We start from the raw sequence: 12,324 nt of genomic DNA, 5'->3' as shown, positions 1-12,324 counted from the left end.
CCCTAATCACATTTTACCCTTTGCCTGTAAATGCGGGGGAATACTTTGCAGCCAGCAGGATAGCCTCAACCATGCTGACAGAGCTTGCGGTACCGCTCCCCGCAATGTCCATAGCGGTGCCGTGATCCACTGAAGTCCGCAGGATCGGCATGCCTGACGTGATGGAAATGGTCCGTTCGAAGTCCAGTGTCTTTGTAGCGATGTGCCCCTGATCGTGGTACAGGGACAGGACGCTGTTGTAACGGCCCAGCAGCGCAAGGTGGAACACGGAATCGGCGCCGATTGGCCCTTCAACACGGTAGCCCAGCCGCTTTAATTCCTCAACGGCCGGTATGACTTCACGGACTTCCTCGTCTCCGAACAGGCCGTGCTCCCCGCTGTGCGGATTCAGGCCCGCAACCGCCATAGTTCCTTCCGTAACGCCGAGTTTTGCGAGCGCCTGCGTGCAGCGTTTTACGTAATCCATAATGCGCTCTTTCGTTACCATGGAACACGCTTTTTGAAGAGACACATGCCTTGACAGGAAGAAAACACGCAGGCCGCGGACTTCGAACATTGTCAACGGGTCTTCGGTGTGCGTGAGCGCGCCGAAGATTTCCGTATGACCGATGTAGGGTACCCCTCCTTTTTTCAAAGATTCTTTATTGATCGGCGTTGTGGCAACTGCGTCCGCTTTCCCGGCGTTTGCGATCTCGATGCTCTTTGCAATGTATTCGTAAGCGGCTTTGCCGCACATGCCACTGATCTGACCAATCACAAGCTTTGGCAGTTCGATGTTTTCAACGTTGACCAAATTGAGAACTCCGTCCGAATAATCCCCGTCTTCCGGATTTTCGATAACATTTGTGTGTAAAGGAATTCCGGTGATTTGATAGGTGTTTTCCACCACGTTTCGGTCACCCACCACTACGCAGCGGGCTGCGTTCTTCACGACGGGATCCGAAACGGCACGGACGGTGATTTCAGGCCCGATTCCAGCAGGGTCTCCGATTGGTATGGCAATGATTGGTTTTTTCATGTTGATTTTCCCCTTTCAGGCAATTAAATCATTAATTTTTCCTTTAAATATTGTATACAGGTCACGATGGCGTTTTTGTCCCCAACCATGCCGCCTTTTGTAATAATCTTCAGATGTTCGCAGCGGCTTCCCATCAGCTCGCTGTATGCAGCAAGCGGGATGACTTCGCCGAGCAGGCGCAGTCCAACTGCTTCAAGGCGGCGGCAGACTGCCACCGTGATATCCCCGCCGCAGGAGTAGAGGCCTTTAAAATTCTGGTCGGAGCATAAAATGTTTTCCGTCATTTGCGCGATAGATTGATTGATTTTGGCGGAAAGCTCGTTCGCGGTGCACCCCAAACGCTCCATATAGGGCTCGAAAGAGACTCTTTTTTCAGGGAGAATCCCGGAACCGATGATACTGCAAACATCATAGCTTTCGCAGTTTGATAAAACATCCTCCGTAACGCGTACAATTTCCCGTTCCCGCCGTTCTTCTCCTTCCAGCAGTTCTTTTGTGTTAATATAGCAGTTGTACACGTTCCGGGACAGAAGGAACTGTTCCACCTGGACTTTGGCAACCGCGTTTACACTGCCGATTGCGACGAGAATCCGCTGCTTTTTTCCGGCGGTCTGGGGCTGAATCATTTTTCTGGAGAGTGTCGCGGTGAAAACCCCCGGGTCAACCGCGATAAACGGGACTTCGCTTTTTAAAACCGCTTCTGAAATCAATTCAATATCTTCCTGCGTAACAGCATCAAATAGAATGATACGGATTCCTTTCTCCTGCAGCTGGCAAATTTTTTGCGTCACATGCGGCCAGCCTTTTGCAAGATCTGCAATTAGGATGGAGCCGATGGGATATCGGGACTGTTCTCGAAACAGAGCGGCGGCTTCCGACGTGCCGATTGGGTTTTTGGGGTCCACCGCAGCTTCGGTTCTGCTGAGCGGAAGCCCGTTTACCAGCAAATACCCTCCGACCAGGACGCGCCCGGAAGTGGGGTAACAGGGAACCACCATGGCAACCCGCTTTGAGTCGCCCAGAGCGTCCAGCAGCGCGTCCGTCTCACTTCCCAAGTTGCCCCGCAGAGTGCTGTCGATTCGTTTGGAATATAGCTTAATCCGGGGGCTCTTCAACAGGTTGGCAACATTGTAAACGCGGTTATAGGCAATTTTTTTGTCCACGCTCCGGCTGTCAGTCGGATAAACCACACAGTCGCAGGACGAAAGGTTGTCAAGGGACAGCCGTTCCCGGTTCATAACCGTATACGTTTTTAAATTGATTTTCGTCAGCAAAACACCGCTGGCGTTTGCTCCGGTCAAATCATCCGCGATTACGGCGCATTGAAGCATGTCTCATCGCTCCTCCCCGGCAGTTCCAGCCGGTATGATATTGATCTGCATGTCATGAATCTGTTTTTCTTCGGCGTCCGTAAAAGCCCTGTCCGTGACGACTCCGGCGTAATCCTTCAGGTTGTTGATTAAAACCATAGACTGCCGGTCAAATTTAGAGGCATCGGCGGCCAGGTAGCTTTTATTCGATATTTCGGTCACCAGCCTTTTTAAAAAGGCTTTTTCGATCGTCGGTGTCATGACATTGTAGTCAGGGTCGATAGACGCGGCTCCCATAAAGGAAAGATCAATTCGGATACTGCGGAGCATCTGCTCCGCGAACGGGCCCAGCGTGCTTCCCGTTGAGTTTTGCACTTCGCCGCCGACGACTAGAAGGCGTATGTCCCGCTGGTGCAACATGGCCGCGATCATTACGTCGTTTGTAACAACGGTCAGGTCGGGAATGCGGAAAATTCTCTCCGCGATCTGATAATTTGTCGTCCCGGCGTCAAGATATACGGTTGCACCGTCGGGAATCATCGAGGCGCAGATTTCCGCTATTTTTCGTTTTTGATCCTGATGAATGCACTGCTTATCTTCATAAGGCTGTTCCCGTTCGTTTGGCCTTTTTAAAACAGCCCCGCCATGGCAGCGCTGAATCAGCCCTTTCTTCTGGCACTTTTCAAGGTCGCGCCGGATTGTCATTTCACTGACGTTCAGCGTGCTTGCAAGCTCCTCTACACGAGCGGACCCATGTTCATTAATGAATTCCAGAATCTGAGCAACACGTTCTTGAGAAAGCATTTTAAAATCACCACCAAATTGTTCTATAATGATTGAAAATGTTTGTTTATGTAATTTTATTATACTTTATATATGAAACAAGTCAATAGATATAGTACAAATTTATTGATTTTCACAGATTTTAAAAAGCTAAATTATCTATATTCATGAATCATTCCTTGTTAATCAAACAAAATCGAACATTTTAATGTAGCATCGCTGTAAGACAAAAGAAGGGGCTGCTGCAAAACACCCGAAAAAATAAGAGCAACCGTCCATAAAGGGGATGGCTGTTCCGACTTTTTGCTTTATATGTTATGGAAAAAATTTAAAATCTATAGAGCATAACAGATTCGATCGGAAATTTCAACAGGTAACGCTCCCAATGGATATGGAAATTACAATACCGCAGGATGATCCGGTACGGCTTGCCAGCGCCCAACTTGAGGAACTGGATTATGGGGAACTGTATCGCGCCTATTCTTCACAAGGAAGAAAACCTACAGCGAAAATTGCAATTCTGAGTTAACTGAAGCGTTATTTTCGGCAAATTTCGTTCCAAAAATGTCGACAAAAATTCATGAATATGGATGACGTATTTCGTCCAATGAACTCTTGGTGGCAATAGCCACAGCTTTGCAGTTGGCAAAGGATATTGGTTCTGTTGATTCTCACCGGTGACTAAAATAAGGGCGCCCGGCCAAATATCGCTCCAATGGGTGCTATGCGAACCGAAGTCCGGGTAAGAGTTTGGGCTTTGAGACGGTTGCATATTTCACCCCGGTGCCACAGTCCTGTCGGTCTGTCGGGCGCTTCTTATGACAAAATTGCAAAATTGTTTATTGCAAAATCATCAAACAATAGTATTATATGGACAAATTAAATAAAATTAGAAAGGCAGTCGAAGATGAAACTGGAAAATAAAATAATCTCTTTTATGCTTTTGTTTTTACTTGCTTTCGGTCTTTCCTCTCCTGCGGGTGCGAAAACGGAAAGTACAACAACTTCCCCTACGAACGAATCGTACTTGTCCACGGGCTGTTTGAAATAAAACCCCACATATCGAAATCATATTTAAGACGCTGAAAAAGCATATTTCCGCTTCCAGAGCCGACCAATAAAATACTTCCTTCCGACATGGTCTCAATCCGGAAAGAAGTCATCCTTATTCTTCTTTTCACAACGCGGGACACCTGCCCGGAAACAGCACGACGCTTTTCCCGCGAAAGCGGTCTTGTCGCCGACGCGTACGCAACCCCGTCGAAGACAAGACTCTGTACGCAGCAGATTCCGACCTAAACCGTCCAAAAGATAACCCCGGAAGGGGATACTTAAACTGCGGGCGCGCAAGACTTAAAACTCCATCTGCTCCCCGTCTGCCGCGCTCAGTCTGTCCGTATTTTCAATTTCAGAAATCATATCGATCCGGACCTGATGCCGCCCGCCCTCATAGCTAGCATTCAGCCATTCATCCACAATCATTTTTGCCGTCTCGACACCGATGACCCGGGCGCCGAAAGCGATGATATTGGAGTTGTTGTGCTGCTTACTCAGCTTTGCGGAATAAGGTTCGCTGCAGGCACAAGCGCGGATTCCTTTTACTTTGTTGGCGGCAAGACTGATCCCAATGCCGGTTCCGCAGATCAGTATCCCCCCGTCCACCCGGCCGGAAGCCACCAGTTTGCCAACCTTGTACCCGCTGATCGGATAGTTGAACCGCTCCGTGCTGTTGGTACCGACGTCGATTACTTCAATGCCCTTCGATTCCACGTACTCTTTGATCTGGTTTTTCATTTCGACGGCGACGTGATCGTTGCCGATGGCGAGCTTCATCATAGATCACTCCTAACAAAAGTCCAAAAGTGAAGGGCCGGGGCAAAGCTGGCCTTTCACTTTTGGCCGCGGGTTTTTTTCTATAGCAACGGAAAAAACAGGGATAAGCTTTATTTCAGGTACTGGGCTGCGTTTTCGGCCGTAATGAGCACCGAATTGATCGGTGTTTTTTCCGGCTCGCAGGAAGCCTTATATTTGCTTGGGTTCTCGACGGCATCAACCAGCTTGTCGAGGGAAATGGATCCGATGGCGGCGGAATCCTGAGCAATGGTTGCGGTCAGCTTGTTTTCGGAAACCGATTTAATGGCGTCCGTGTCGCCGTCGGTTCCGCAGATCTTGATTTTCCCAACTTTATTCGCATTTATAATCGCCTGCATAGCACCCATTGCCATCGTATCGTTACAGCAGTAAATCGCCTTTATATCCGGATACTGCTGAATCCATGTAGCTGCGGTGTCAAGAGCCTTCTGCATATCCCAGTCGGCGCACTGGTCGCCTACGATTTTCATCCCCTTTGCCTTGAACGCTTCCTTGGCGCCGCCTGCGCGGTCTTCGGAGGAAACGTTGCCTGATTTGCCTTCAATAACGCCGACCTGACTGTTCGGATCAATCTGACTGCAAAGAAATTCCGCGCCCTTTTTACCGACCGCTTTGTTATCGGTTGCTATGTAGGCGGAACAGGTAGCGCCTTGGCTTTCCATCTGCTTCGGGTCAAATTCTTCATCGATGTTGACAATGGTGATGCCCTTGCCGTTGGCCTCCTTCACGCCGGTTATCATATTCACCGCAGAGCAAGGAGCGATTGCAATGCCCGCATAGTCCTTGGTCAGGCAGGATTCCAGAATTGCGAGCTGACCTTCCGTATCGTCGTCCGACTTCGCGGTGTACAGGTCAACCTGCCATCCTTTTGCTTTGCCCTCGGCTTCGATGCCTGTGTACATTTTGCTCCATAAGTCCGTATTCTTGGTTTTCAGGATCACGGCATATTTTTTGACATCCGCGTTAGCGGAATCTGCGGCGGGCGCTGCGGCGGAGGAAGCGGCGCCGCCGGAAGCACAGGCTGCCAGCGGCAGTGCCGCAGCAATTGACAGAATCAGACACAACAATTTTTTCACTTTTCAATACTACCTTTCTTTAGATCCCGTTCTCATTAGATTAAAGATCACTGATACGGTACATTTTACACCGTATTTGATGTGTCCGGCATAAAAGTTCCACGCCCTTCTTCTCCCTGATGAAAACCGGTTCTTTTTTTATAATAAGCTGTTATTCAGCTATTATAATACCGTTTCAAAGTGTCGAACGTTGCATAGGATCCGCCGATCACGCCGTTGGTTTGGGATTTCTTCGACTTCAGGAAGCAGATGCTCTCCGCTGGCATCGGGTGGCGCGTATGTGCGCGGATCGCATCCAGAAAATCGTCGAACGGAAAATCCTTCATCATAGTCACTCCACCGCCAATAATCACAAAATCGGGGTCCAGTAAAGTGATTTCAGTCGCGGCCGGCAGCGAAAGCGTATCGATGAACTCCTTTATTTCAGGGCTGTCCCCATGCTTCAAAAAAATATCTCGGACACGGCAGTCGGGAAATTTTTCCTTCGCCAGCTTTTCCAGCTTCAGCCCCGAACACACCACCTCCGCGCATCCGCGGTTGCCGCACATGCAGGCCTCGCTGTTATGATACATGGGAATATGCCCCAACTCTCCGGCGACGCCGTTTTTGCCGACATATACCTTGCCGTTGATATAAATTGCGTTACCGATCCCCGTTCCGATATAAATCCCCAGTATGGTTTTGTCGTGATTCGGATCCAGATTCATGGTCATAATATCGTACATCAGAAGATAATACACATCGCGGTCAACTATGGTCGGAATCCCGGTCGATTCCTTGATCAGGCGCCCCAGATCGATATTTTGAAGACCGTGGAGGTTGGGGGCAGAAAAGATAAAGCTTTTATCCTTATTAACGGTTGCTGGAACGCCGATGCAAATTCCGATCACTTGCTCGCGCAGACGGTAGCGGTCTATGTAGGCGTTAATTTCTTTCATAAGATTTCCGGACGCATTTCCTTTCAGCAAAGATGCGCTGGACTTGCGCTCAAAGTTGGACAGGACGCCGTTCTTTGTGACGGTACCCATTCGGAGATTGGTTCCCCCGATATCGATTCCCAATACATATTCATCCATTGACGGCACCATCAAACTGCTCAGTCAGGATGTCCCAGGCTTTTGTTAAGTCCGGATCGTTCCGAAAAAGTCCCGAAGAACCGACGATAAAAGATTCGACGCCTGCGTCGGCCAGCGTTTTAAAGGTGTTTTTATTGCAGGACCCGTCGATTTCAAGAATATAATGGTATTTTTGAGCGTCGGACTCCTTGATCCTTTTTGCCTCGCGGATTTTATCCAGCACTTCCGGAATAAAGGGCTGCCCCGCGAAACCGGGGTCTACGCTCATGAAGGTGATTTTGTCCAGCTTGTGCAGATAGGACTGAATCATCGAAAGGGGCGTCTCCGGATTGACGGCGATGCCGGTCTTAAATCCGGCGGCGCGGATTGCTTCCATCAGCCGGAAGCCCCGACCGTTGATCACTTCGGCATGGGGGCTGAAATAGCTTTGAATCCCTTTTTTGTTCATCGACGCTACCGCCTCCGCGAGAGGAGAAAGATAATCGGCGGGATCAGTACACATCAGATGAAAATCCATCGGAATGGCACAGAGCGGCGCAATCGTTTTGGCAAGATCGGGGGACAGGGTGATATTCTTAACGAAATGCCCGTCCATCAAATCAAAATGGAGCATATCGGCGCGTGTGTTCAACGTTTCGATCTGCTTTTTAATGTCAAGAAAGTTCATGCACATCAGGGAGGGGTTAAAAAGTGGTTTCATTTGGAATAACCTCGCTTTGGATAGATAGAATTATTTTTCGTTGGTGGATACCGAGACAAAGTGGTCGATAGCGACAGATATGATGATCAGGGCACCCATCATGATTTTCTGGTACGAGCTGTCAATCATGAGTGCTGTCATGCCGTAATTGATAATGCCGATGATAAAGCCGCCGATGACGACGCCCGGGATTTTACCTTTGCCACCCATGAAGCTGGTGCCACCGATGATGGCGGCCGCGATCGCATAGGTATCATATCCGGTACCCGCAACGGGGTCCGCACAATTCAAACGGCCCATCAGTACGATCCCGGCAATGCCCGCGCAGGTGCCGGAAATGATAAAGACGATCAGCGTATGTAAGGGAACATTGATTCCGGAGTACCATGCAGCCTCTTTATTCCCGCCCAAAGCATACGTGTTGCGGCCCGCCTTGGTCTTCGTGGTGAAGAACCACAGTACGACGGCGACAAGCAACGCAATAATCGCGGAGATTGGAAAGAAGTCGAATAAACTGGCATTTATCATGCTGGAGAACGATGCGGGAAAACCGTAGATGTTCGCGGAATGAGAAACAACCAGCATGACGCCGAAAAAAATAGACTGGGTACCCAAGGTGATGATAAAGGGGTGAAGGCCCGTCCTGTTAACCAACAGACCGTTTAGAAACCCGAAAAACGTGCCGCACAGAACGCCAATGATACAGGCCGGGACCCATGGCATATGCGCGGAAACCATCAGTTCGGCGGCCACCATGCCGGAAAGGCCGCAGACCGCGCCGACGCTCAGGTCGATGCCCGCGATCAGAATGGCAAAGAATTCGCCACACGCCAGTAGGATATTAACGGCGGACTGCTTGAGCATCTGAGGAACGGCCGAGGAATTAAAGATTGCGCCCGGCTGGGCAATGGCCAGCACCACCAGCAGAAGAAACAAAATGCCGAAGGTACCGTATCTCTGCCATAATATTCCAAAATTTTGTGAATTTTTCTTTATGCCTGTCTCGCTCATGATTCGTTTCCTCCTCAATATTCACCGGTGCTGGTCTTGACGATCTTCTCTTCACTGGCCTCCGCGCTGTTAAAAATCATGCGGATTTCTCCCTCGCGAAACACCGCGATTCGGTCGCAGACGCTCAGAAGTTCGGTCAGTTCCGAAGAAATCATTAAAACGCCCTTGCCTTCGTTGGCAAGCTTTCGCATCAGCTGATAAATTTCGCTTTTGCTTCCTATATCAATGCCCTTTGTCGGTTCGTCAAAAATAATAACCTCGGTATTCGCCGCCAGCCATTTTCCGAGTATAACTTTTTGCTGGTTGCCTCCGGAAAGATCGACGACCATTTGATTGATACCGGTGCATTTGATGTGCAGATTCGCCTTCTGCTCTTCAGCCCACCGAACCTCCTGTCTTCCGTCGAGAAAGCCTCCGATCCCGCCAGCGCTTGACTGCTTAAGATACGGGACCATCGAGATGTTCTGCTTGACATTAAAATTGTCGATGATACCCGTTTCACGGCGGTTCTCGGTCACCATGCCGAGGCCCTGCTTAATGGCGGAATAGGGGCTGGTGATATGCAGCTCCCGCCCGTTCAAAAAAACCTGCCCCTTGATTTTCGGATGCGCGCCGAAGATAGCTTCCATCGTTTCTGTGCGTCCCGCTCCCACCAGACCGGCAAATCCCAGTATTTCGCCCTTATGAAGCTGAAAGGATATGTTTCTGCATCTGCCGTCGGAGCGTGTGATGTTTTTCGCTTCAAATAGAATGGGCTGTTTTGTAAGATCGACGTCCGGGTTGCCAAAATAGGTTCCTTTGATTTCTCGCCCAACCATCATGGTGACCAATTCGTCAACCGTGACCTCATCCACACGTCGGGTACCTACGTACGTGCCGTCCTTTAGCACCGTAACACGGTCTCCTATTTTCTTGATCTCATCCATTTTGTGCGAGATGTAGACGATGCCTTTGTTTTCGCTTTTCAGCTTGCGGATTAAAGCGAAAAGATTGTCGGTTTCCGCAGTGGTCAGCGATGTAGTCGGTTCATCCATGATGATGATCTTAGCGTCGGAGACCAATGCCTTAGCGATCTCGACCTGTTGCTTTTCCGGCATGGTCAGATCCTCCACAAAGGTTTTCAGCGGGCGGTGAACGCCGACCTTCTGAAGCATCGCGGCGGCTTTTTCTTCCATGGTCTTGTAATCCACAACGGAAATGCCGCACTTCTTTACGGTGGGTAGCTTACCGACGAAGAGATTCTCAAGGATGGAAAGTTCATTGATGACGCTCAGTTCCTGATAAATAATTGCAACGCCCTCATCATAGGAATCTTTTGTGGTCAGGCTTTTATACTCTTTGCCGCCTATGATGATTTTGCCTAAGGTTGGCTGATAGACCCCGCTGAGTATTTTCATCAGGGTGGATTTGCCCGCGCCGTTTTCTCCCAGCAATATGTGGACTTCGCCCGGCATAATGTCTAGCGAAATGTTATTCAATGCTTTTACGCCGGGAAAAACCTTCGTTATGCCGACCATCTTTATCAAAGGTTCCATAAAATCCTTCTTTCTGAAACATGCTTTTCGATCGCTCTTGGGGATAAAAATCCTTTTTTAGAAACAGATCATTAAAGCCATATTAAAGCCTGAATCTAGTAACATTTCTAAATAATTTAAAGTAACATTTCATTAAAGTGTTTATAGTGTAGCAAATATGATTTGAGTAGTCAATGCATTTTATTAAATTTGTTAATATTCACTTGTGATCGTGTTAATGTTACGTTAAAATTGAGTAACGCAGTTTTTAAAATCCCGGACGAAATTTCTATTTTCACTTTACAACAGAAGAGCGAACCTGTAATATAGTAGATAAAAAGAGGAATGGAATCCGACAAAGAGCTGATTTAAAACAGGCTTCCGTCTCGCGGACCTGCGAACGGAACGTTACGTTATTTCAGCGTAAAGAAAACCAGACGTTCTGTTGTCCCAGGCGACGGAACCTTTTTAAAAAAAGGAAATCGAGTGAGAGCTGTTATGAAAAAAAAGAAACCGCTATCCATCCGGGATATTGCAAAAAAGGCCGGATATTCTACCGCGACTGTTTCGCGTGTGATCAATAACCAAGGAGGTTATTCCGAAGCGACAAAGAAAGCCGTTCATGAAGCGATTCAGAAGACCGGCTATAGCACCGGCTCAAATACCAGCAAACGGATCGGCATTCTGGTGCCGGATTTGTCGAATGAGTGGTTCGCACAACTTTGTGTTGCATTGGAAAAATATCTGTTCGAATACGGCTATTCCGCGTTTATTTGTAATGCGAACGAGGACAGCAAGAGGGAAAATTTTTATTTTATGGAATTTAACAATTGCAAGGTTGCTGCCATGATCTGCTTTGTAGGAAGCAAAGCGCTCGGAACCCTCGCCGCCGGCGCAAATTTTCCCGTTGTTTTCATCGACCGGGTCCCGATTGATACGGAACAGTTTATCTGTTTGGAATCCGACAATTATCTGGGCGGATATATGGCAACCGAACTGCTGATCCACAAGGGCTGCAAGCGAATCATGCTTCTCGGCTGGGAACGGCCGCTTTCCGTAAATCTGGAACGGCAGCAGGGCTACCTCGATGCTTTAAAGGACCACAATATCGCCGTTGACAAAGAGCTTATGGTGGAACTGAGCGACGAAAGCGACCATTACGAGGGAGCGAGGCATCTCGTTTCCTACCTAGCGAATAAAAGTCTGAATTTCGACGGCGTTTTCGCTACCAATGATCTGCGCGCTTACGGCGCGCTGCAGGCGCTGCAGCAAAACGGCATCGACGTACCGGGGAAGGTAAAAATCATCGGCTATGATGACAGCGCGGTCAGTCAGCGCTGCTATCCGGCACTGACTACCGTCCATCAGGACTGCAACCAGATGGCAAAAAAGGCGGTGGAAATTTTGATGAATCGGATTGAAGACGCTGCAAGCGGCGGCTCCGAGCATATTGTGCTGCCGGTATCCGTCATAGAACGCGGTACCACTTAAACAGGGGCTGAATTTACAAATACTGCGCAGCGAATGCGTGGTCAGATCATCGAAAAGAACCCTTCTCGCTCAGCGCTTCGGATGGGTTCTTCGACGGTCATCCGGGACAAAGCCCGGGCGGCGATTACGCTGCCCGGGCTTGCTTTTTCAGGCCATGTCCCCTTCCTTGCCGGGGAATATTTCAAAAGCCTCTTCCCAATTTAGATAGGAATACCCATAATTCCGTTCAAATTCCACGGTTGATGTCCTCCCGCAATCAATGACACGTGGACATCCGCTTGCACAATTATAGACAAAATCATGTCAATCAGTTAAGAATTTTAATATAAGATAGAAGAATTTTATATAGATTTTTCCTTATCGGAACCGTATACTTATATTTAATTAATAAGAAAGGCCGGCTTGCGAGCGTCAAATTGGTCAACACGCACAAATGGTTTGCTTTCCGGTCCGAATTAATTCTAAGGAGGAAG

11 protein-coding genes are annotated in these 12,324 nt (G+C 48.7%); 2 read left to right on the top strand and 9 right to left on the bottom strand.

The window, feature by feature from the left end; all coding sequences use genetic code 11:
- Positions 1-13: 13 nt before the first annotated feature.
- From pdxA to CAFE_RS11270, 3 genes are read right to left on the bottom strand one after another with little or no spacing between them, the layout of a single operon-like run.
- Complete coding sequence (gene pdxA, locus CAFE_RS11280; RefSeq protein WP_066643839.1) at positions 14-1,018, bottom strand: 4-hydroxythreonine-4-phosphate dehydrogenase PdxA; 1,005 nt, start codon at positions 1,016-1,018, stop codon at positions 14-16.
- 23 nt (positions 1,019-1,041) lie between these two features.
- Positions 1,042-2,349 carry a four-carbon acid sugar kinase family protein gene (locus CAFE_RS11275; protein ID WP_066643838.1) on the bottom strand — a complete coding sequence of 436 codons (1,308 nt, stop codon included), beginning with the start codon at positions 2,347-2,349 and terminating at the stop codon, positions 1,042-1,044.
- Positions 2,350-2,352: 3 nt separating this feature from the next.
- Complete coding sequence (locus tag CAFE_RS11270; RefSeq protein WP_066643837.1) at positions 2,353-3,132, bottom strand: DeoR/GlpR family DNA-binding transcription regulator; 780 nt, start codon at positions 3,130-3,132, stop codon at positions 2,353-2,355.
- A gap of 364 nt (positions 3,133-3,496) precedes the next feature.
- On the opposite strand from CAFE_RS11270, the gene CAFE_RS11265 reads away from it, so the two are divergent.
- Positions 3,497-3,640 (top strand): hypothetical protein, encoded by a 144-nt coding sequence (locus tag CAFE_RS11265; RefSeq protein WP_156990704.1) that lies wholly within the window; start codon positions 3,497-3,499, stop codon positions 3,638-3,640.
- 824 nt (positions 3,641-4,464) lie between these two features.
- Here the strand turns inward: CAFE_RS11265 and rpiB are convergent.
- The 6 genes from rpiB to CAFE_RS11235 all read right to left on the bottom strand — a co-directional run bounded on the left by rpiB (position 4,465) and on the right by CAFE_RS11235 (position 10,381).
- The gene (gene rpiB, locus CAFE_RS11260) at positions 4,465-4,944 is read right to left on the bottom strand and encodes a ribose 5-phosphate isomerase B (protein WP_066643836.1); all 480 of its coding nucleotides are present in this window, start codon (positions 4,942-4,944) and stop codon (positions 4,465-4,467) included.
- 110 nt (positions 4,945-5,054) lie between these two features.
- Positions 5,055-6,059, bottom strand: coding sequence for a substrate-binding domain-containing protein (locus tag CAFE_RS11255; protein ID WP_330593947.1), 1,005 nt, complete (start codon positions 6,057-6,059; stop codon positions 5,055-5,057).
- Positions 6,060-6,214: 155 nt separating this feature from the next.
- Positions 6,215-7,135, bottom strand: coding sequence for an allose kinase (gene alsK / locus CAFE_RS11250; protein ID WP_066643834.1), 921 nt, complete (start codon positions 7,133-7,135; stop codon positions 6,215-6,217).
- The gene (gene alsE, locus CAFE_RS11245) at positions 7,128-7,835 is read right to left on the bottom strand and encodes a D-allulose 6-phosphate 3-epimerase (RefSeq protein ID WP_066643833.1); all 708 of its coding nucleotides are present in this window, start codon (positions 7,833-7,835) and stop codon (positions 7,128-7,130) included. The genes alsK and alsE overlap by 8 nt, the downstream gene beginning before the upstream one ends.
- A gap of 30 nt (positions 7,836-7,865) precedes the next feature.
- Positions 7,866-8,846: a D-allose ABC transporter permease gene (gene alsC / locus CAFE_RS11240; RefSeq protein ID WP_156990703.1), complete on the bottom strand. Its 981-nt coding sequence runs from the start codon at positions 8,844-8,846 to the stop codon at positions 7,866-7,868.
- Positions 8,847-8,860: 14 nt separating this feature from the next.
- Positions 8,861-10,381, bottom strand: coding sequence for a sugar ABC transporter ATP-binding protein (locus CAFE_RS11235; RefSeq protein WP_066643832.1), 1,521 nt, complete (start codon positions 10,379-10,381; stop codon positions 8,861-8,863).
- Between the two features lie 477 nt (positions 10,382-10,858).
- On the opposite strand from CAFE_RS11235, the gene CAFE_RS11230 reads away from it, so the two are divergent.
- The gene (locus CAFE_RS11230; RefSeq protein WP_066643831.1) at positions 10,859-11,851 is read left to right on the top strand and encodes a LacI family DNA-binding transcriptional regulator; all 993 of its coding nucleotides are present in this window, start codon (positions 10,859-10,861) and stop codon (positions 11,849-11,851) included.
- The last annotated feature ends 473 nt before the right edge of the window (positions 11,852-12,324 follow it).

It is taken from the genome of Caproicibacter fermentans, from assembly GCF_009746625.1.
Classification (GTDB): Bacteria; Bacillota; Clostridia; order Oscillospirales; family Acutalibacteraceae; genus Caproicibacter; species Caproicibacter fermentans.
This window is presented reverse-complemented; position numbering and strand designations above follow the sequence as displayed.

What these genes read in the sequence shown, in the direction of transcription:
- pdxA (WP_066643839.1), bottom strand. Translation starts at nt 1,018, where the DNA reads ATGAAAAAACCAATCATTGCCATACCAATCGGAGACCCTGCTGGAATC.
- CAFE_RS11275 (WP_066643838.1), bottom strand. Translation starts at nt 2,349, where the DNA reads ATGCTTCAATGCGCCGTAATCGCGGATGATTTGACCGGAGCAAACGCC.
- CAFE_RS11270 (WP_066643837.1), bottom strand. Translation starts at nt 3,132, where the DNA reads ATGCTTTCTCAAGAACGTGTTGCTCAGATTCTGGAATTCATTAATGAA.
- CAFE_RS11265 (WP_156990704.1), top strand. Translation starts at nt 3,497, where the DNA reads ATGGATATGGAAATTACAATACCGCAGGATGATCCGGTACGGCTTGCC.
- rpiB (WP_066643836.1), bottom strand. Translation starts at nt 4,944, where the DNA reads ATGAAGCTCGCCATCGGCAACGATCACGTCGCCGTCGAAATGAAAAAC.
- alsK (WP_066643834.1), bottom strand. Translation starts at nt 7,135, where the DNA reads ATGGATGAATATGTATTGGGAATCGATATCGGGGGAACCAATCTCCGA.
- alsE (WP_066643833.1), bottom strand. Translation starts at nt 7,835, where the DNA reads ATGAAACCACTTTTTAACCCCTCCCTGATGTGCATGAACTTTCTTGAC.
- alsC (WP_156990703.1), bottom strand. Translation starts at nt 8,846, where the DNA reads ATGAGCGAGACAGGCATAAAGAAAAATTCACAAAATTTTGGAATATTA.
- CAFE_RS11235 (WP_066643832.1), bottom strand. Translation starts at nt 10,381, where the DNA reads ATGGAACCTTTGATAAAGATGGTCGGCATAACGAAGGTTTTTCCCGGC.
- CAFE_RS11230 (WP_066643831.1), top strand. Translation starts at nt 10,859, where the DNA reads ATGAAAAAAAAGAAACCGCTATCCATCCGGGATATTGCAAAAAAGGCC.